Annotated in this window: 16 protein-coding genes; 5 read left to right on the top strand and 11 right to left on the bottom strand. The window is 30.9% G+C overall.

The features are described from left to right. Nucleotides 1-428 precede the first annotated feature (428 nt). Nucleotides 429-1,463 (bottom strand): M42 family metallopeptidase, encoded by a 1,035-nt coding sequence (locus CD034_RS04880; protein ID WP_002455365.1) that lies wholly within the window; start codon nt 1,461-1,463, stop codon nt 429-431. 135 nt (nt 1,464-1,598) lie between these two features. Here CD034_RS04880 and CD034_RS04875 point away from each other — a divergent pair, with 135 nt between their 5' ends. Beyond that, the gene (locus CD034_RS04875; RefSeq protein WP_077699726.1) at nt 1,599-2,690 is read left to right on the top strand and encodes a prephenate dehydrogenase; all 1,092 of its coding nucleotides are present in this window, start codon (nt 1,599-1,601) and stop codon (nt 2,688-2,690) included. A 51-nt stretch (nt 2,691-2,741) separates the two neighbouring features. Here CD034_RS04875 and CD034_RS04870 read toward each other — a convergent pair whose 3' ends face one another. Beyond that, nucleotides 2,742-4,004, bottom strand: a complete 1,263-nt coding sequence (locus CD034_RS04870) for a Y-family DNA polymerase (protein ID WP_077699725.1) — start codon at nt 4,002-4,004, stop codon at nt 2,742-2,744. A 148-nt stretch (nt 4,005-4,152) separates the two neighbouring features. On the opposite strand from CD034_RS04870, the gene thmT reads away from it, so the two are divergent. Then, nucleotides 4,153-4,338, top strand: coding sequence for a 2-hydroxymuconate tautomerase (gene thmT / locus CD034_RS04865; RefSeq protein ID WP_002449790.1), 186 nt, complete (start codon nt 4,153-4,155; stop codon nt 4,336-4,338). 78 nt (nt 4,339-4,416) lie between these two features. Here the strand turns inward: thmT and CD034_RS04860 are convergent, their stop codons facing one another. Then, on the bottom strand, nt 4,417-5,400 hold the full coding sequence (locus CD034_RS04860) for an LCP family protein (RefSeq protein WP_077699722.1): 984 nt from the start codon (nt 5,398-5,400) through the stop codon (nt 4,417-4,419). Nucleotides 5,401-5,540: 140 nt separating this feature from the next. On the opposite strand from CD034_RS04860, the gene msrA reads away from it, so the two are divergent. Continuing rightward, nucleotides 5,541-6,056, top strand: a complete 516-nt coding sequence (gene msrA / locus CD034_RS04855) for a peptide-methionine (S)-S-oxide reductase MsrA (RefSeq protein ID WP_002449832.1) — start codon at nt 5,541-5,543, stop codon at nt 6,054-6,056. Nucleotides 6,057-6,093: 37 nt separating this feature from the next. Here msrA and mprF read toward each other — a convergent pair whose 3' ends face one another. From mprF to parE, 6 genes are all read right to left on the bottom strand, one after another. Continuing rightward, on the bottom strand, nt 6,094-8,616 hold the full coding sequence (gene mprF / locus CD034_RS04850) for a bifunctional lysylphosphatidylglycerol flippase/synthetase MprF (RefSeq protein ID WP_103288179.1): 2,523 nt from the start codon (nt 8,614-8,616) through the stop codon (nt 6,094-6,096). Between the two features lie 205 nt (nt 8,617-8,821). After that, nucleotides 8,822-10,051 (bottom strand): AI-2E family transporter, encoded by a 1,230-nt coding sequence (locus CD034_RS04845; RefSeq protein ID WP_002455368.1) that lies wholly within the window; start codon nt 10,049-10,051, stop codon nt 8,822-8,824. A gap of 63 nt (nt 10,052-10,114) precedes the next feature. Continuing rightward, entirely contained in the window at nt 10,115-10,969 is an 855-nt protein-coding gene (glcT, locus tag CD034_RS04840; RefSeq protein WP_065581259.1) for a glucose PTS transporter transcription antiterminator GlcT, read from the bottom strand. Nucleotides 10,970-11,098: 129 nt separating this feature from the next. Then, nucleotides 11,099-12,559: a glutamine transporter AlsT gene (gene alsT / locus CD034_RS04835; RefSeq protein WP_002449891.1), complete on the bottom strand. Its 1,461-nt coding sequence runs from the start codon at nt 12,557-12,559 to the stop codon at nt 11,099-11,101. Nucleotides 12,560-12,768: 209 nt separating this feature from the next. Continuing rightward, on the bottom strand, nt 12,769-15,168 hold the full coding sequence (gene parC / locus CD034_RS04830) for a DNA topoisomerase IV subunit A (protein WP_103288178.1): 2,400 nt from the start codon (nt 15,166-15,168) through the stop codon (nt 12,769-12,771). Further along, complete coding sequence (gene parE, locus CD034_RS04825; protein WP_002455371.1) at nt 15,165-17,153, bottom strand: DNA topoisomerase IV subunit B; 1,989 nt, start codon at nt 17,151-17,153, stop codon at nt 15,165-15,167. Before parE ends, parC begins: the two co-directional genes overlap by 4 nt. A gap of 216 nt (nt 17,154-17,369) precedes the next feature. Between parE and plsY the strand changes: the two genes are divergently transcribed. Both plsY and CD034_RS04815 read left to right on the top strand, forming a co-directional pair. Then, nucleotides 17,370-17,978: a glycerol-3-phosphate 1-O-acyltransferase PlsY gene (plsY, locus tag CD034_RS04820; RefSeq protein ID WP_002455372.1), complete on the top strand. Its 609-nt coding sequence runs from the start codon at nt 17,370-17,372 to the stop codon at nt 17,976-17,978. A 159-nt stretch (nt 17,979-18,137) separates the two neighbouring features. Continuing rightward, nucleotides 18,138-18,437, top strand: a complete 300-nt coding sequence (locus tag CD034_RS04815; protein ID WP_002449780.1) for a HesB/YadR/YfhF family protein — start codon at nt 18,138-18,140, stop codon at nt 18,435-18,437. Nucleotides 18,438-18,485: 48 nt separating this feature from the next. On the opposite strand, the gene menI is transcribed toward CD034_RS04815, so the two are convergent. Then, nucleotides 18,486-18,956 carry a 1,4-dihydroxy-2-naphthoyl-CoA hydrolase MenI gene (menI, locus tag CD034_RS04810; RefSeq protein ID WP_002449842.1) on the bottom strand — a complete coding sequence of 157 codons (471 nt, stop codon included), beginning with the start codon at nt 18,954-18,956 and terminating at the stop codon, nt 18,486-18,488. Between the two features lie 195 nt (nt 18,957-19,151). Further along, a complete protein-coding gene (gene acnA, locus CD034_RS04805) occupies nt 19,152-21,857 on the bottom strand; it encodes an aconitate hydratase AcnA (RefSeq protein ID WP_002449723.1) in 2,706 nt (901 codons plus the stop codon). Between the last annotated feature and the right edge of the window lie 123 nt (nt 21,858-21,980).

Here is a 21,980-nt window from a genome sequence, read left to right as displayed (position 1 = left end):
GCGGTACCACCTTAATTAACTAAATATTTTGAATTATCAAAATATTTAAAGTTCACTCATTTTTCATTTAATTTTTTATAAGTATAAACCCAATTTCATTATTAGTGATGTTAGTTTTCATCAACCACTAACTTTCTATGATTATCTAGCTAATAATTACTATATTTATACCAAAAAGACACCACGATTACGTTCCATAGATAAGGACGCGTTACCGTGGTGCCACCTTAATTAACATTACATGTTCACTTTACTGTTATTAAATTTAACCTTCTAAGTCCAATTCAAACATATGCTGTGCTAATTTACATCATCCATTAGCTTTCTATTTGCTACATCACATATCTTCTACTCAATTCTCAGAATTATTAAAATGTTATTATAATTCAGTATAATACATAAATAAATCTTCCTTGTCAATATTTATTTCAATTTATTGATGACAAGCAATAGGCATATAATAAGTTTTGAGCGGCATGTATAGAATCAATATGTGTTCGTTCCAGTGCATGAGAGGACTCAATACCAGCTCCAAATAACCCATGTTTAATATCTGCTCCTGCTTTTAATGCTGCAGACGCATCTGACGTATAATAAGGATAAATATCTATTTTATACGGAATATGATTAAATTTACATAAGTTTACTAGATGTGTTTTTAATTCTTTATGATAAGGTCCAGACGCATCTTTAGCACAAATAGATACTGTATATTCGTCAGAAGATTGTCCCTCTCCAAGCGCTCCCATATCAAAAGCAATAAATTCTACAATTTTATTAGAAATAGATGCATTCGCTCCATATCCTATTTCCTCATTATTAGAAATATAAAATTGAATAGTATGTGGTAATTTAATTTGTTCATTTTTTATTCTTTCTAATAAATCTAATATCATTGCTACACTTGCTTTGTCGTCTAAATGTCGGGATTTAATAAATCCAGATGATGTTATTTCTGTTCTTGGATCAAAGCTAATAAAATTACCTACTTCTATTCCTAAACCTTCTGTCTCTTGCTTAGAAGTCGTTTTTTCGTCTATACGGACTTCCATGTGTTCAATATCTCTTGGGATTTTTTCATTTTCACGATATACATGAACACTTGTTTCATGTAAACATATTGTCCCTGTGTATGTTTCGCCAGAGTCTGTTTCAATCTGACAATATTCTCCTTCAATCGCATTATATTTAAATCCACCAATTAGATCGATTGTTAAACGACCATCTTCTTTAATTTCTTTTACCATTGCACCTAAAGTATCTACATGAGCAGTAATACAACGTTGACGCTCATTGTCTTCACCCTCAACTGTGATAATTAAAGCACCTTTATTTGTTAATTGAGTTGAATATCCTAAATGTTCTACTTTTTGTTTTACATAACTTATTGCTTTATAAGCATTTCCCGAAGGACTATTAATGTTAGTTAAGTTTTGAATTAATTCTAATATTTTTGATTCCATTCAACTTCCCCCTTTATCAATTTAAATATATTTTAACTTAGATAAATAGCGAACTCTAATGAATAGTATTGTTTAAAATGAATGACTCATTTAAAATATAGATATTCTGAATATTTAGAAATAAGGAGAACTCATATGAAAAATATTTTATTTGTTGGTTTAGGATTAATTGGTGGAAGCTTAGCTAGTAATTTAAAATTTTATCAATCTGATTTTATAATTTCTGCCTATGATACTGATGTAACTCAACTAGATAAAGCAATGTCTATTGGTATAATTGATAAAAAGATTAATGATTATGCACTTGGTGTTAAGGAAGCGGATATTATTATCTTTGCTACTCCAGTTCATCAAACAACGATATATCTAAATTCATTACCTAATTATGAAACTAAATCACATTTGATTGTAACGGATACTGGCAGTACAAAGCTTATCATTCAAAATTTTGAAAAACGTTTATTAGAATCAAATATCCATCTTGTTAGCGGGCATCCAATGGCTGGTAGCCATAAATCCGGTGTCCTTAATTCAAAAAAGCACTTATTTGAAAATGCATACTATATTTTAGTTTACGATGATGAACATAATACACAAGCGGCTAAAACATTACAAGATTTGCTCTCCCCTACACTAGCTAAATTTATTGTTACTAATGCAAAAGAACATGATTATGTAACGGGGATTGTCAGTCATGTTCCACATATTATTGCCTCTAGTTTAGTACACTTGAGTTCAAGCCATGCAAATGATCATGCTTTAGTCAAACAGCTTGCTGCTGGTGGATTTAGAGATATTACAAGAATTGCAAGTAGTAATGCCGAAATGTGGAAGGATATCTCACTTAGTAATAAACAAAATATCATTAGTTTACTAGAAGATATGCAAACCAATATTAAGGATATGATAGTTAAACTTAAAAATGAAGAAGAACAACAAATATATCAATTCTTTGAAGAAGCAAAAATATTTAGAGATCAATTACCTCTTAAACAACATGGTGTAGTCAATGTTGGGTATGATTTATATATTGATATTCCAGATAAAGCGGGTATGATTAATAAAATTACTTCTATACTTAGTTTACATAATATTTCTATAAGAAACTTAAAAATTTTAGAAGTTCGTGAGGATATTTTAGGTGCTTTACAAGTTACCTTTAAAACTCCAAAAGATCGTGAATTAGGTATTGTTGCTTTAAATGAATTTGATACTTATATTCCATAAAAAAGGAAGTGGGCCAAAATTCAAAATGAGTTTTGACCTACTTCCATTTATTTACATCTTATGACCTGCCATTAATCCTAATCTATTATGTTTTGTTCCAGATTCAGTATAAGAAATTGCTTTTGAAACGATGCCTTTACCATATTTTTTTTGTAACGTATCAATCGTTTTAGCTAAATTTTCATCTCTTTGTCTTTTATATTCATCTATAAATAAATTTAATTGTCGATTTTCTTCATTAATGAATTGTGTTAGTGAAACACTTAACGTACGATACAAAGCGTGTTTATCACACAACTGATTCGCATAATCATTAACGACTTTAAACATATCTTGTTCTAGATTTGTAGCATCAGTTAAAGTGTGTTGTTTATGTATTCCTCCACCTTCAGTATATCCAAATGAAAAATGTATAGTACGTGCTAATTGCTTTCTTTCTCTTAATCTACAAGCAACATCTTCAATCAACTCTTGCATAACAGTTTTTGTTTCGTTAAATTGATAGTCTCTCATCAAAATTTGGCTTTTACATATAGCTGGATTGTGAATTTTACTTTTTTCTCTTATTTTACTTTGATCTATACCGTTAGCATGTAAATGCATATCAGTGCCTAATATACCAAAGTCTTTTTTCAAATATCTATGAGGATAATGCGCTAAATCACCTATTGTAATAATTCCTTTTTTATTTAACTTTATTTCTGTTTTTTTATTGATTCCCCAAAATGATTTTAATGGTGAGATACACCATAATTTATCGGGGATATCATGATATCGCCACTCAGTAATACCTTCTTTTAGGTGTTTAGCTTCGACATCCATAGCTACTTTACTAAGTAACAAGTTAGATCCAATACCTATCGTGCAGTATATTCCCGTCTTATCTAAAACTTCTTTTTGAAAACACTTAGCAAAAGAATATACTGTAGTATTAAAAAGATGGTAGCTATTTGTTACATCCATAAAAAATTCATCAATACTATATTGATGTAAGTCTTCCTCTGGAACATATTTAAGAGCAATTTTAGAAATTTCTAATGATACTTCTAGATATCTTCTCATACTTGGATTAATAATATAAATATCATTACGTTGTGGAATTTCAAATAATCTAGATCCCGTTTTAATACCAAGTTCTTTTAATTTAGGTGTTGCTGCCAACACAACAGATCCTTGTCGCTTAGTGTCAGCTACCACTGCTAATTTTGTCGTTAAAGGATCTAACCCTTTTTCAATACAAGACACACTAGCATAAAAACTTTTCTGATCTACACATAGTATGTCTCTATCTTCAAGTAAATTATAATCATACATATCAATCCCCTCCTTAGATAATTCAATTATATAAGAACATTTGTTCCCTTACAATATTAAAAAGAACAAATGTTCTGTTTAAATATCTTGAAGTTCATTTTTTAAAAATGATATACTAAGCACATAATTATATAAGGAGGAAAACATCATGCCGATTGTAAATGTAAAATTATTAGAAGGACGCTCAGATGAGCAATTAAAAAACTTAGTCACTGAGGTTACAAATGCAGTGGAGAAAACAACAGGCGCAAATAGAGAAGCAATCCATGTAGTTATTGATGAAATGAAGAAAAATCACTACGGTGTAGGTGGCGTGAGAAAATCAGAACAATAATATTATAATCTTTAAAGTTTACATAATAATATTATTGTAGTTAAAGAGATAATAAATAAGCAGGCCAAAGTGGCCTGCTTATTTATTATCTTTTAAAAATGACTCTATTGCTTTTTTATTTTTCTCTTTATCAATATCTAATGCACTACCATCGTTATTAGTATTAATATTTTGATAAGAATTTTTTAACGGTACAGTTAGTGTTTCCACATTTTTATCGCCTCGTATTCCAAAACTTAGTCCTGTTTGGAAAATAGCTGAGTTTGGCATATCTGTATTAATATATCCTCTCAATATACCAGCTACTTTAGGTAATTTCACGATTGTACTTGGGGTAATTAATTCTTTCTTAAGTGTTTGCATAACTTGTTGTTGACGTCTCACGCGTCCAAAGTCCCCCTCTGGGTCATGTCTAAATCTAGCATAACCTAATAATTCTTTACCGTTTAATCGATGATGTCCTTTTTTTAATGAAACTCCAATATTTTCTGACATATCTTTTTCAACATCAATTGGCACACCATTAGGTTCTAACTCATCAATCATTTTTTCAAAGCCAGTGAAATCTATGACTGCATAGTATTCAGGGTTAATACCTAAATTTTTATTTAGTGTTTGTCTCAACAACTCTGGTCCACCAAGTGAGTATGCAGCGTTAATTTTATATTTGTCATAACCAGGAATTTCCGCATAAATATCACGCATAATTGACATCATTTTCATTTTTTTCTTAATATAGTCATACTGTACAACCATAATAGAGTCAGTTCTTGATTTCCCACCATTAGCTTGGTCAGCACCGAGCATTAATACTGTAATTTTCCCGTCATTTTTAACGGCTCCATTAAATTTATGAATTTTAATATCTTTTGCATGTTCTTGTGCATATTTCATCCCACTTTGATATCCATGAACGACATACGTAATCATTACAATAAGTAAAACTACAATAATCAGTATTACAAAAGGTAATTTTCGAAATTTTTTCTTCTTGCGTCGTTTAGAAGGTATCGTTGTCCCCGTTTGCCGTCTTAATATTGTATTATCCTTCTCTTCTGTCATATTTACCTACCTTACACTCTTTAAAATCTTCAAAATAATATTCGGATATACTATAATATATAAATAAGTTATATAAAATACCTTAAAAAATCAAGTGTTTTCAATAAATATTACAAAGGTGTTAGGAAAGGATGGCATAAATGAATATTAATACAGCATACTTTGCAGGAGGCTGTTTCTGGTGTATGACAAAACCGTTTGATCAATTTGAAGGTATTGAATCAGTAACATCAGGTTTTATGGGGGGATCAGTTAAAAATCCAACCTATGAACAAGTAAAAAGCGGAACTACTGGACACTATGAAACTGTTAAAATAGAGTATGATGTTGCTTTATTTTCTTATCATAAATTATTAGAAATATTTTTTTCAGTCATTGATCCATTAGATGCTGGCGGTCAATTTCAAGATAGAGGGTCACAGTATCAAACAGCTATTTTTTATACAAATGATGATCAAAGAAAAGTTGCGATTAATTATATCAAAGATTTAGAACAAACGATGCATTCTGATAAAGCCATTGCTACTAAGGTTCTTCCCGCTTCAAATTTTTATAAAGCAGAAGAATATCATCAAAATTTCTATAAAAAAAATCCTGAACGTTACGCACAAGAACAGCGAGATCGCGCAAATTATGATCCTCGTTCTAACTCATAATAAAAAAGATATCCGAAAACAATTTCGGATATCTTTTTTATTTATGTCTAATCACTCGCATTACTTTTAACATACTGTACCATAGAGAACTATCTTTTCTATATACCAAAAATCGCGGTTCCCACCGAGGACTATATTTTTCCTTATATCTTCGTAACCCCTGAAAACGATATAAACCATTAAAATGTTCAAACACACGTCCCGCAATACGTTCTCGTAAATAAGAATAATCGAGTTGACCTACATTTGATAAGGTAGCCATACCCATGTTAAAAGCTTTATACCCTTTTTCTTTACCCCATAATAACATATGTAGATATAATCCATCCATTAGAGGTAAATCTAATTCAGGTAACCAACGAATTAAATCTACTGAAATTGCTTCGTTATAGTATGTTGGCATTAATGTACAAAAAGCAATAATCTTACCTTCTTCATTTTTCATAATTCCAATTGGCGCTTTATCTAAGTACTGTTCTGTAAATTGACCAACAGAAAAATGCATTTCAGTACGTCCATCGAGCCACTTATCACTTACTTTTCTAAGCTCTTCTATAAACGCTTTAGAAAATGGTGGTTCTATAATTTCAAATTTAATATTTAAATCATTAAATTTATTCAGTGTTGCTCTAAAACCACGTCGTTTTTTTCCAGAAGTAGTAAATTGTGTTAAATCAATAATAGCCTCTTCGCCTAATTTAAAAAATTGATTTCCAAAATTATGATACAACGGCATAAAACGATCAGATACTTGATAGAAAATGACATCATAACCTAACTTTTCAGCATAACTATAGAAATCATCCAACAATGATTGGAATGATGCTGTATTTCCAATTGGATCTCCCAATACGACCAGCGCATTTGATTTATATCTATACATAAGAAAGGCTTGTTCACTGTCATGCATAAATACATCTTTATCACCACTATATATCAAATGACTTAAATAATTCCCTCCATATGTTTCTATAATTGATTTACATTGAGAAAATTCTTGGAATTGATGTGGGCGTTCAAAGCGACGACCAAATAACCATGCAATACCAACAATTAATAATATAACAACTACCACAGTTAACCAGAAATAGTATTTTAATAATGACGTATCCATTTCCAAGTGATATAAATCTAAAGCATATAAGGTTTCAGAAATAATGAAATGATTAATATATAAAACAATCACACTAATGACTAAGGTAAATATTAAGTTTTTTAATCTAAATGGACGTTTAAATACTTTCGCACGTCGATAAGCTAAAATAAGTAAGATAAAAATAATGATGAGCCATGTAAGTAACATGATAGAAGCATACGTATATAACGTTGCAAGAAATATTAAAACAAGTGAAATCATTGAATAAATAATTGCTCTCTTACTTTGCTTATATATTCCCCTTACATTAACAAGTAATATTAAACATGCACTTGTATGAATAGACAACATGATATAGTAAATAAAATGATCTGCATCATATAATCCATCATACACAATCGTCACATTATTAATAAAGAAAATAAAACTTGTTAATAGTGCGAGAATAGATAAAGCAAATGCTGGGATTTTTGAAATAATATCTTTTTGATAAGACAGTATGAATGAGGTAATATCTTTAGCGGGTACAAAATATTTAGACTCTTCAAAGTACTTACGCGCAGAATTGCCAAATTCAAACGTAGATAGAATTAAAGCAATAATAACAGGTACAAAATAATAAGCAAAACGATATAACAGTAAGGCAATCAATATTTTTTCTTCAGGAATATCTAAGGATTTTAGTCCTAATAAAACAACTAAATCAAATGCTCCAAATCCACCTGGAATAAAACTAATTAGTCCAGATAATGCAGCAATAATAAAAATACCAAGTAATGTTGTAAAAGCTACATGAATATCAATAATCCATGCCGACAAGTAAAGTACAACAGCAGCGGCTATCCATTCAATACTTGAAACAAGCGTGCAATATATTCCTACCAATTTATTATGTTCAGTAACCGGTTTAACGACTGTATACACTATAAAAATAGGTAAAAATAAAGCGACTACGTACAATACCCATTTTACAAAACGTACTTTATCAAGAATATGAGAAGCATCGAAAATATGAAGTACGACTAAAATAGATAAGAAGCTTAAACCAGTTAACATTGAAACTAATATGATTGAAATAGCGTGAAGTAATCTTTTTCTATCAGAAGTATAATTTTTATAAATAAATGTTCTAAATCCTGCGCCTATAAATCCACCAAATCCAACAATAGCATTAAATGCATTAATAATATAACTCAAACGAAATACTTTGTTCAGTGGTATACTCAACTTTAAAGTTTTAACAAGAATGACATCATATAAACTTAAAAGTAGCATTGATGCGCCACCACATATAAATAAACCAATTAAAAACCATCGATTGATTTTACTAAATGCTTCTAATGTTTGTTTGAAGTTAATATGTGACAATTCATGATATAAAGTAGCAACTACTACAATAAAAAGTATGACAGCAAATACCACTTTTAATATAGATATCAATCTATTTTTATGTTCTTCAGTCATTATTCATTATTATCCTTTACATTATATTAATATAAAATATATCATATCATATTCTAGGTATATATCTTTAGACTATTGAACTAACATAATTGTAAGATAAAAGGTAGTGGAGGAGAATTCATCGCTCTACTTTACAACGATGACTATCACTATATTAAAAAGCCCGAGACAACTCATTATGTCTCAGGCTTTTTAATATAGTGATTTATTCTGCTTCTGTGTAATTTTTATGTTCTTCTTTTTTAATCTCATATTGACCTGCATCGTCACCATAGTATTTATTGTAACGACGTTTAAATAATAAGAAGATATGAGAAACTAATACTTTTAAAATAGCGTAGCCAGGAATACCTAAAATAACTCCTACAATACCTAACAAATTACCCGCACTTAATAAAATAAAGATAATTGTTAGCGGATGAATTTTTAACGTTTTTCCCATAATATTAGGAGAAATAAAATGACCTTCAATAAATTGAACCAACGTCCACACAATAATCAATTTTAATAACATAAATGGTGAAGTAATAATCGCAATAATAATTGCCGGAGAAATTGCAATTGTTGGTCCTAAGTATGGGACTACGCTCGTTACTGCAGCAATTGAAGCTAGAACTAATCCATAATCTAAACCAATAATAGAATAACCAATAAACAATAAAATACCAATACAAAATGATACGATAATTTGGCCTTGAATATATGAGCCGACCTGTACACTCATTTTTTCTAATAAATCATGATAGTCTTTTCTAAATTTAGGCGGCACAATTTTAGTTGTATAATCTCTAAATTTAGTTCCATCTTTCAACATAAAGAATAATACAAATGGAGTAGTCGCAATCACAACACCAACATTCACAACAGCTTCTGCAAATGTTCTAATTTTAGTTCCAAATCCACTAAAATAATCTGACGTTAACGATGGAATCTTTTTAGAAGTAGAATCAAGCCAGTCCTGAATTTGATTATAAAATGAAGATAAAATAGACATATGTGTCACTTTATCAATAGCTCTATTAAATTTTTCAATATATTTTGGGAAGTTATTTGCAAGTTGTTTAATTTGATCACCAATCACAGGAATTAATAAATCGATAATTAATGTTGCTCCTCCAATAATCACTAGAAAGACTATTGTAATTGCTAATAATCTTGGAATATTATACCGTTCCATCAAATTAATCACTGGATTTAACAAATAATACAAAATAAGCGATAAAATAATTGGCGCTGCAATAGTATTAAAGATAATGACAAAAGGCTGAAAAACATAAGAAATTTTGTCAAAGATGAATATAGTAATACCAAGTAATACTAATGAAACTAGCGCAAATAATAAATCTTTACCACCTAGAAACTTCATAAAGCGTGTTTCAGAAAAGCTTAGCTTATTAGCTTTCTTTCCTTCAACTTTATTGTGGTCCATTGACATATCATTTTCACCGTACCTTTTAATCTAAAATAAAATAATCTATATTATATCATACCATGTAGCTTATTCATTTTGTGTGTTATTTTGAGATTGAAAATGATAAATATGCAAAGCTAAATAAACAATTTCTGAATCATCTACATCAATATCTAGATTTTTTTGAATAACTTTAGAAATCTTATATGCTGTACTGTAACAATTAGGGTAATATGTTTTGACCATATTGATAAATTCATCTTGTGCATGAACATATTCCTTTTTATTTAAACGACGAATTAGAAATTGAATATGTCTAATAAATCGTTGATATTGGACCGTTCGAGGATTTACAGGATACCCTATATCATTTTCGATAATTAATACACATTTACTTATCATTTTATTAATTAAAGATATTTCACTCATAGGTAAATCTTCTTTATTTGACGCAATATGCAATGCTATAAAACCTATTTCATCCTCAGGAAATGTGACATCTAATTTTTCATTTAATCTCTGTATAACTTGTGTGGCAATATCATACGCCTCACTATATAAATGTTTAGTTTCCATTGCAAAGGGATTACTAATTATTTGATTTTGTTTTAAGCGTTTATATGCAAAAATAATATGATCGGTTAAGGCAATAACTAGTTGTTTATCATCGTTCATATAGATTGTACTTGTAATATAGTTAACTGATTCAATAATTGCTTGTAAGACCTCTTCATCAGCTATTTCAACTAGAGATTTGTAATACTCTTGTTGTTGTTTTTGATCTAATTTATACACTTTCTCAATAGAAGCATTATCATTTACGACCATTCCAGGCTTTTTATTAAAACCAATACCTTTACCAATTAAAATAACTTCTTGATTACTATTGATGCATATGATGACGTTATTATTTAAAATTTTTGAAATATGATATTTACTCATCATTATCATCCTTTTTTTACTATTAAAATTATATAGTTAAACATTATATTTGAAAAGTCGTCCTTTTAAAAAACACTTCTTTCTCGCATTACTCTAAAAGATGGAGAAAAGAAGTGTTGATTTAAATTATTAATGTTTTTTAGATATTTTATCTTCACGTCCCCAAGATTCAATACCAAATAAATTAATCTCAAGGTTTTCTGGTTTAAATACAGGTTTTAAACCAGCACGTTTTTGTTGAATGTAATCTTTCATAACAGCAAATGCAATATTTGAAAGACCTATAATGGAAACAAGGTTTACAATGGCCATTAATCCCATAAATAAGTCCGCTGTACTCCATACGGTTTCAGTTTTAACAACTGCTCCTGTAAATACTAATACAACAACTAAGCATCTAAAAATAAATAAAATTGCTTTGTTTTTAGATAGAAATTCTATATTAGATTGTCCGTAATAGTAATTACCAACTACAGAAGAAAATGCAAATAGAGTAATCGCGACAGTTAAGAAAATACCGCCCGGAGAACCAAGATGTTCATTCAATGCAGATTGTGTAACTTCTACACCTTGTGGCGCTTTTTCACCAAATTTTAAGCCTGAGTAAAGTAAAATCATAATAGCTGTTGCTGTACAAACAAGCATTGTATCGAAGAAGACACCTAAAGATTGAAGTAATCCCTGTTTTACTGGATGTGGTACAGCAGCAGTAGCAGCCGCATTGGGGGCTGAACCCATACCTGCTTCGTTAGAGAATAAGCCACGTTTTACACCTTGTAAAATCGCTGTACCTACTGCGCCACCTGCGACTTGTTCCATTCCGAATGCACTTTTAATAATTGTACCAATCATTGGAATAATTTGATCAAAATTCATTAGTAAGATAACTAAAACAATACCAACATAAACGATAGCCATTATTGGAACAATTAAAGATGATAACGTTGCAATACTACGTACACCGCCGAAGATAATGATTGCTGTAATGACAGCCAAAATAATACCAGTAATGACTGGACTAATATGATATTGGGTTCTTAAAGATTCAGCAATAGTATTCGATTGAACTGTGTTAAATACAAATGCAAATGTAACAGTAATTAACACAGCAAATGTAATACCAAGCCATTTTTGATTTAAACCTTTGGTTATGTAATAAGCTGGACCTCCTCGGAAGCCACCATCTTTATCATGAACTTTGTAAACTTGTGCAAGTGTTGCTTCTATAAATGCACTCGCAGCTCCGATAAATGCGATAATCCACATCCAAAAAACTGCCCCAGGGCCACCTAACACAATCGCTGTTGCTACACCAGCAATATTTCCTGTTCCAACACGAGAACCTGCACTAATAGCAAATGCTTGAAAAGGTGAAATACCTTTCTCTCCATTTTTCAGAGTTTCTGGTTTTTCGACTAATGCCTTAAACATTTCAGGTAGCATTCGTAGCTGAACAAATTTAGAACTAATAGTAAAGAAGATACCTACTGTCAATAGTAAACCTATTAAATACTGTGACCAGATTAAATCATTTCCAACTTGGACGACGGATTTAAACCAATCAGGTATTAAACTATCAAAATCTCTCAATTAAATCCCTCTCATCAAAATTATTGTTATGATATACATTACAAGAGATTTATATTGTAGTATTAAAGATCAAAATGTACATATTTCTCATGTAATCACTTTGATATACTTACCAACAATATAAATCTCTTGTGAGTTATAAATAATTAAATATTAAATTAATTTTATCATCTTATGAATTACTTGAAAACAAAAATTTTAAAATCATATTAATTTATTATCATTGATTTTACATTTCCAAATTCATTTGTATCAACCACAAATGAACCATTTGTATATTGTTCAGAAAGATGAATACGAGAAATTTCACCTGTTTCAGCATGTTTATCTGAATAAAGTGTATAGTATGTTTCATCTCTGACAACATGTGCAGCTACAATACGATGAGGATTTTTTTTCAATTCTTTTAAAAGTGTAATACCTCTTTGTGCGCGTTTGGCACCTTGTAATATATCTTTAGCAATACGTTTTATTGCTCCTCTTTGCGTAGCCATAATGATTGAATTATTCTTATCAACAGTATCAGTCATAATAACGTAATCTTCATCTTTTAAATTGATAGATTTCACACCAGCCGCTCTTAATCCTGTATCTGAAAGTTCTTCTGTAGAATACGTTAATGACATGCCTTTATGTGTAATAACAGTAATCATTTGTTCTTGAGTTATGCGAAGTACATTTACCACTTCATCTTCATTTTTTAACTTTGTTGCAATGAGTGGCTTATTAAATCGCGTGGTTTTAAATAATGATTGATTACTTTTTTTAATCATGCCATTACGAGTTGCAATAATATAAAAAGCTTTACCATCAAATGTTTTTTCGTTAAATACATCTATAATTCTCTCGTTTTCTTCTAAAGACACAATTTGCGATACATGCTGACCTAACTCTTTCCATCGCACATCTGCAATTTTATGAATTGGAATAAAGAGATATCTTCCTTTATTCGTAAATACTAAAGCTGTATCTTGAGTATTTACAGTTTGGTATTTGAGTAAACTATCTCCCTCTTTTAAACCTACTTCTGTCACACCACTTGCATTAAAGCTACGTGTAGACGTACGTTTTATATATCCATGTCTAGTCATACTTAAAACAACTTCTTCACTTGGTACAATAACTTCTTTATCAATTTTAATTTCTGATATTTCCGCTTCAATTGAAGATAAACGTGATGTTTTAAAACGTTTTCGAATCTCTGTAAGCTCTTTTTTAATAACATTTAATAATGCGTCATGATTATCAAGAATATTTCGGTACTCTTCTATTAATGTTTGTAATTCTTCATGTTCTTCTTCAAGTGCAACAATATCAGTATTAGTTAAACGATATAATTGAAGCATTACAATGGCTTCTGCTTGTGCTTCAGTAAAGTCAAATTCTTTTACTAAATTATCTTTTGCATCTTTTTTATTTTTAGAATGACGAATTAGCGCGATCACTTCATCTAATATAGATAAAGCTTTCATAAGACCTTCTACAATATGCATACGCTTTTCAGCATGATTTAAGTCATATGTGGTACGATTAGCTACAACTTCAATTTGATGGTTTAAATAGCTGTCAATAATTTCACGTAGACCCATTAATTTTGGACGTCCATCACTAATAGCGACCATATTGAAATTATAAGTAATTTGTAAATCAGAGTTTTTATATAAATAGTTTTTAATAGACTCTGAATTAACATCTTTTTTTAATTCAATAGCAATTCTTAAACCTGTACGATCTGTTTCATCACGTACTTCAATAATACCATCTACTTTTTTATCAGCACGAAGCTCATCAATACGTTTCACAAGTGAATTTTTATTCACTTCATAAGGAATTTCTGTCACAATTAATTGTTTACGTCCATTTCTTAACGCTTCTTCCTCTACTTTTGAACGAACAACAATTTTTCCTTTTCCTGTTTCATAGGCTTTCTTTATACCATCAATGCCTTGAATAATACCGCCCGTTGGAAAATCAGGACCTTTAATATATTTCATTAATTGATTTACTGAAATATTAGGATGATCAATATATTTTAATGTTGCTTGAATTACTTCATCTAAATTATGTGGAGGAATATCAGTAGCATATCCTGCCGAAATACCAGTCGAACCGTTTACTAGTAAATTTGGAAATCTTGCTGGTAACACCATAGGTTCAAGTGTTGTGTCATCATAGTTTGGTACAAAGGACACTGTTTCTTTATTAATGTCACGAACCAACTCTTCAGAAAGTTGACTTAATTTCGCTTCTGTATAACGCATCGCAGCAGGTGGATCATTATCAATACTACCATTATTTCCATGCATTTCGATTAATACATGACGCAACTTCCAATCTTGGCTTAAACGTACCATTGCATCATAAACTGAAGAATCACCATGTGGATGATATTGACCAATAACATCCCCAACTGTTTTCGCACTTTTACGGAAATTTTTATCATACGTATTGCCACTGCTATACATAGCAAATAAAATTCTACGTTGTACAGGTTTTAAACCATCACGCACATCTGGTAACGCACGTTCTTGAATAATATATTTACTATATCTTCCAAAGCGATCGCCAATAACATCTTCAAGTGATAGGTCTTGAATTATCTCACTCAATTGACTTCCTCCTCATCATCTTCTTCAGTATCTAGTATTTGAACTTCTGTATTATCTAAAATACTTTGATCTTCTTGCATGCCAAATTCAACATGATTTTCAATCCATTCACGTCTTGGTGCAACTTTATCTCCCATTAATGTTGTTACACGTTTAGAAGAACGTACTTCATCATCGATTTGAACTCTAATCAACGTTCTTGTCTCAGGATTCATTGTAGTTTCCCACAATTGTTCAGGATTCATTTCACCTAAACCTTTATAGCGTTGTAAAATAAAACCTTTACCTAATTGTTTTTGAAGTTTTTCCAATTCATCATCTGTCCAAGCATATTCTACTTTTTTAGATTTCCCTTTACCTTTTTCTAATTTATATAACGGAGGTAATGCAATAAAAACACGACCTGCTTGAACAAGAGGTCTCATATATTTGAAGAAAAATGTTAATAATAACACTTGAATATGGGCGCCATCTGTATCAGCGTCAGTCATAATAATAACTCTATTATAATTACTATCTTCTAATTTAAAATCATTACCAACACCAGCACCAATGGTATGAATAATTGTATTGATTTCTTCATTTTTGAAAATATCTTCAAGTTTTGCTTTTTCAGTATTAATCACTTTACCTCGTAAAGGTAAAATAGCCTGGAATTTTCTGTCTCTCCCAAGTTTAGCTGATCCCCCTGCTGAATCACCTTCGACAAGATATAATTCATTTTTCTCAGTATTCTTACTTTGAGCAGGCGTTAACTTTCCTGATAATAATGTATCTTTACGTTTGTTTTTCTTACCAGAACGTGCATCTTCCCGTGCCTTACGAGCCGCTTCTCTTGCCTGTTGCGCTTTAATAGCTTTCTTCACAAGTGATTTAGATAATTGCCCTTTTTCCTCTAAGTAATAAGGTAATTTTTCAGAAACAACAGAATCTACTGCACTACGCGCTTCAGATGTACCAAGCTTAGATTTAGTTTGTCCCTCAAATTGCAGTAATTCTTCTGGAATACGTACAGAAATCACTGCTGTTAATCCTTCTCTAATATCATTACCATCTAAGTTTTTATCTTTATCTTTAAGTTCATTGATACGACGTGCATAGTCATTAAATACGCGTGTCATTGCTGTTTTAAATCCTACTTCATGAGTTCCGCCATCTTTTGTACGTACATTATTAACAAAACTTAATATACTTTCAGAATATTGATCATTATATTGAAAAGCAACATCTACTTCGATTCCATTTGCAGCACCTGTAAACGTCGTAACATCATGTAATACTTCTTTACCTTCATTGATATAACTTACAAATTCTTTAATACCTTCTTCGTAATGATAAACATCTTCACGTTCTTTTCCATCACGTAGATCTTTCAAAGTAATTTTTAAGTTTTTTAATAAGAATGCAGATTCTTGTAAGCGCTCACTTAATGTATCAAAATTAAATGACGTTGTTGCTTTAAAAATACTTGAGTCTGGTTTAAATGTAACTTTTGTACCTGTTTTCTTAGTTTTTCCCGCTTTCATTAAACCAGAAGTTGGAATACCACCGTCTTTAAAAGATTGCTTATAAATTTGTCCATCTCGATGAATTTCAACTTCTAGCCATTCACTTAAAGCATTAACTACGGAAGCACCAACACCATGAAGTCCTCCAGAAGTTTTATATCCCCCTTGTCCAAATTTACCTCCAGCATGTAATACAGTAAAAATAACTTCTACAGTAGGTTTACCAGACGCATGCATACCAGTTGGCATACCTCTTCCATTATCTTCCACTGAAATACTATTATCTTCATTGATTGTTACATCAATTTCATTACCATAACCATTTAAAACTTCATCGACGGAGTTATCGACAATTTCATATACTAAATGGTGTAATCCACGTTTATCAGTCGACCCAATATACATTCCTGGACGTTTTCTAACTGCTTCAAGTCCTTCTAATACTTGAATCGAATCATCTGAATAATGATTTGTCATTTTTGTTGCCAATGCGTTCGCCTCCTACAAACGTACGTTCGTTTTTTTAACTTTACAATAGTTATTCTTATATAAAACGCATTAAAATGCAAGTATGAGTTATATAAGATACGTATTTAACTTAATATATAAGACGTTTTTTCAATTTTTAATCGTTGTCAGGAATACTTTGTGATAAAATATACCTACATTATATAAGGGATGTGTAAACAAATGATGATGATAGTTCTCATGTTGATTTTAAGCTATCTCATTGGAGCTATTCCAAATGGTTATGTTATAGGAAAAGTTTTTTTTAAAAAAGATATTAGAGAATTTGGAAGCGGTAATACCGGTGCCACAAATAGTTTTAGAGTTTTAGGAAAACCAGCTGGATTTATCGTTACTTTTTTAGATATATTTAAAGGATTCATTACTGTATTTTTCCCATTATGGCTCCCAGTGCATGCGCATGGACCAATTAGTACATTCTTCACACATGGATTAATTGTCGGTATTTTTGCAATAATTGGTCATGTTTACCCTATTTATCTTAAATTTAAAGGGGGTAAAGCTGTAGCCACAAGTGCCGGAGTTGTGTTAGGAGTTAATCCAATCTTACTTTTAATCTTAGCAGTCATATTCTTTGGAATTTTATATTTAACAAAGTATGTGTCATTATCTAGTATTATTGCGGCAATCAGCTGTGTGATAGGTTCATTAGTTATTCATGATTACATATTATTTGGAATGAGTGCTTTTGTATCAATCATTTTAATTTTTAGACACCGTTCTAATATTGTTAGAATTTTTAAAGGTGAAGAGCCAAAAATCAAATGGATGTAAAATGGATGTTTCTTGCACCAAATGTGAAGATTCGGATTTAGTTCTATTAATTAAATATGATAAGCAGTTCATGTTTAATAGTGAGAACAATATGTTTTAGTTCAAGCAATTATTACATTATAAATATAATAATAATTAATATAAAGGATGGGTCATATAATGAAAATCAAATTGACTGATGAAGCAGTTGAATGGTTTAAAAATGAATTAGATTTACCTGAAGAGAATAAAGTCTTACAATTTTATGTGAGGTATGGTGGAGAATTTCAACTTAAACAAGGTTTTAGCCCAGCATTTCGTGTGGAACCGAGCAATGACGTTGAGATAGGTTATCATGAAAACTATAATGATTTAATTATTGTAGTTTCAGAAGATGACTTATGGTATTTTGAAGATCATGAAGTTCTAGTTGAAAAAGTAGACCATGAAGACGAAATTGTTTATTCTACAACTAATTAAAAAAAGACCATAAGTATCTAATATTTACAGATATTTATGGTCTTATATTTATATATTCAAATCGCTGCGTTGTGTGATTTCTAATTCCTTACCTTCGTTATTCAATGCTTCGACTTTACTATATACCTGATGCCATTCTGGAAAATAACGATCTAAACGAATTGGTCTGAAATCACTTGCTTTAATACATAATAGCTGCGTGGACCCTGTAGTAGCTAATTCACCTTTTTCATTATATACTTCATAACAGTACGTTGAACGCAATCTTGAATAATGTTCTACCCATGTTTTCACTTTAACTTTTTCAGGATAAAAAATGGATTTCTTATATTGAACTTGTAAATCCACGACGGGTGAGATAATTCCTTCTTTTTCCATATCTGCATAACTAAAACCTAATTTACGAATATAATCAGTACGAGCAACTTCAAACCATGTAGCATAATTCCCATGATAAATTACTCCCATTTTATCTGTCTCTTGGTATCTCGCTTCAATTTCAGTCATACTATAAATCATATTTATGTACCTCTTTCCAATTAAGTTCACTTTCAATATTAACATAAAAAAGTTACTTGCTATAGAATTCCCCATTTACTACTTCTACTATTGAAATAGCTCAATGACACAAATGAAGAAAAAATCCTTAGATGAGATTGCCATCTAAGGATTCAAAATACATTCAAATTTTAAATATTTTTTCGAATAATTGTATTATTGAGCAAGTTTATTTCTTAATACCATTTGTAGAATGCCACCGTGACGATAATAGTCGATTTCAACTTGTGAATCGAAACGAACAATGACATCAAAATCAACCACTTCTCCACTTTCTTTTTTTGCATGAACTTTAATAATATCATGTGGTTGTACATCTTCGTTAATATCTACAGAAATCTCTTCTCTACCATTTAGACCAAGTGAATCAGCTGATTCTCCATCTTTAAATTGTAATGGTAATACACCCATCATAACTAAGTTAGAACGGTGAATACGTTCATAACTTTGTGCTATTACAGTTTTAACGCCTAATAAATTAGTACCTTTAGCAGCCCAGTCACGTGAAGATCCCATACCATAATCGTTGCCTGCTAATACTGCTAAGCCAGTGCCATCTTCTTTATATTTCATTGCAGCATCATAAATTGGCATAATTTCATCAGTTGGCCAATATGTTGTAAAGCCACCTTCTGTACCTGGTGCTAATTGGTTTTTAATTCTAATATTCGCAAATGTACCACGCACCATAACTTCATGGTTACCACGACGAGAACCATATGAGTTAAAATCACGAATAGGTACGTCATGATTTAATAAGTATTTACCTGCTGGTGTATCTTTACCAATAGCACCTGCTGGAGAAATGTGGTCAGTTGTAACTGAGTCACCAAATTTACCCATTACACGTAAATCTTTTAATGGTTCAATGGTACCTGGTTTTTTTGATAAACCTTGGAAGAATGTTGGATTTTGAATATATGTTGAATTAGGATCGAAGTCATATAATGGAGAGTCAGTAACATCAATCTCATTCCACATTTCATTATTGTTGTATACATTTTTATATTCTTCTTTAAATAATTCAGGTGTTACAACACTATCTACTGTATCAGCAACTTCTTTAATTGAAGGCCAAATATCATTTAAGTATACATCTTGACCATCTTTAGCTTTACCAAGTGGTTCATTTTGTAAATCAATATCAACTGTACCAGCTAAAGCATACGCAACGACTAATTGAGGTGAAGCAAGATAGTTCGCTTTTACTAATGGATGAATTCGACCTTCAAAGTTACGGTTACCAGATAATACAGAAGTAACTAATAAATCTTCTTTAGCAATAGCTTTTTCAATTTCTGGCAATAGCGGTCCAGAGTTACCAATACAAGTTGTACATCCATAACCTACTAGATTAAATCCTAAATCATCAAGATATTTTTGTAATCCCGAATCACGTAAGTAACCTGTCACTACTTTTGAACCTGGTGCTAGTGATGTTTTAACATATTCAGGCACTTTTAATCCTTTTTCAACTGCTTTTTTCGCAACTAAACCAGCACCTAACATAACGTAAGGATTTGATGTGTTTGTACATGAAGTAATCGCTGCAATTGCAATGTCTCCTGTTTTCATAGTTGTTTCAGAGCCATCGTTAAATTGAATATGGGCTGATTTATCAAATTCGCTTTGATCCAAACCATGACCTTGATTTCCAGCAGGAGCTGTTACAGATTTTTCGAATTCTTTTTTCATATCACTTAAGAAAATTAAATCTTGAGGACGTTTAGGACCAGATAGTGAAGCTTCAACTGTCGATAAATCTAAATTAATTACATCTGTATATTGTGGATCTTCCTTATCTGATGTAAAGAACATATTGTTTTGTTGTAAATAAGCTTTAACTAACTCAACATGCTCTTCAGAGCGACCAGTTAATTTCATATATTTAAGTGACTCTTCATCAACTGGGAAGAAACCACATGTTGCACCATATTCAGGCGCCATGTTAGCAATAGTCGCTCGATCAGCTAATGGTAAATCGGCAACACCAGGACCAAAGAATTCTATAAATTTACCAACTACACCTTTTTTACGTAGCTCTTGAGTTACTCGTAATGCTAAGTCAGTGGCAGTTGATCCTTGAGGTAATGAATTAGTTAAGCGTACTCCAATCACTTCAGGAATTGGGAAATATGATGGTTGACCAAGCATACCTGCTTCAGCTTCAATACCACCAACACCCCAGCCTAATACACCAATACCATTTATCATAGTAGTATGTGAATCTGTACCAACAAGTGTATCTGGGAAAGCAGTTTGTTCACCGTCCACGTCTCTTACATGAACTACCTTAGCTAAATATTCTAAGTTAACTTGGTGTACGATACCTGTTGCAGGCGGTACAGCATTATAATTATTAAATGCTTTTGTAGCCCAGTTTAAAAATTGATAACGTTCATAGTTTCTTTCAAATTCTAATTTCATATTGCGTTCTAACGCACGTGGGTTTGCATAGCTATCTACTTGTACAGAGTGATCGATGACTAAATCAACCGGTACTTCTGGATTAATTTTATTAATATCTCCACCTACATCATTCATAGCTTTACGTAATGAAGCTAAGTCGACAACCGCAGGCACCCCTGTAAAATCTTGTAAGATTACGCGAGAAGGTTTGAAAGGTACTTCTCCTTCATTACCTTCTTTACCAAAATGGGCTAATGCTTTAATATGATCATCTGTAATAACAAAGTCATCTTCTTGTCTTAATACTGATTCTAGTAGAACACGAATAGAATAAGGTAACTTACTAATTTTAGTTAAACCTTGTTCTTCAAGACTTTTTAAATCATAATATGTATATGATTTACCTCGAACTTCAAATGATTTTTTTGCTTGTTCTTTAATGTTAGAAGCCATTTGATTATCCCCCTTGAATATTAAAAATTCATAATTATACTTCTTTAATTAAATTGTATAATTATATGTTTTTTAAAACAACTATATATCACTAGAATTTGAGTGATTTGAATTTTGGTTTTA

Origin of the sequence: Staphylococcus hominis subsp. hominis, from assembly GCF_002901845.1 — a bacterium.
GTDB classification, from domain to species: Bacteria; Bacillota; Bacilli; order Staphylococcales; family Staphylococcaceae; genus Staphylococcus; species Staphylococcus hominis.
The sequence above is the reverse complement of the archived record's forward strand: the minus strand, read 5'-3'. Positions and strand labels throughout refer to the sequence as shown.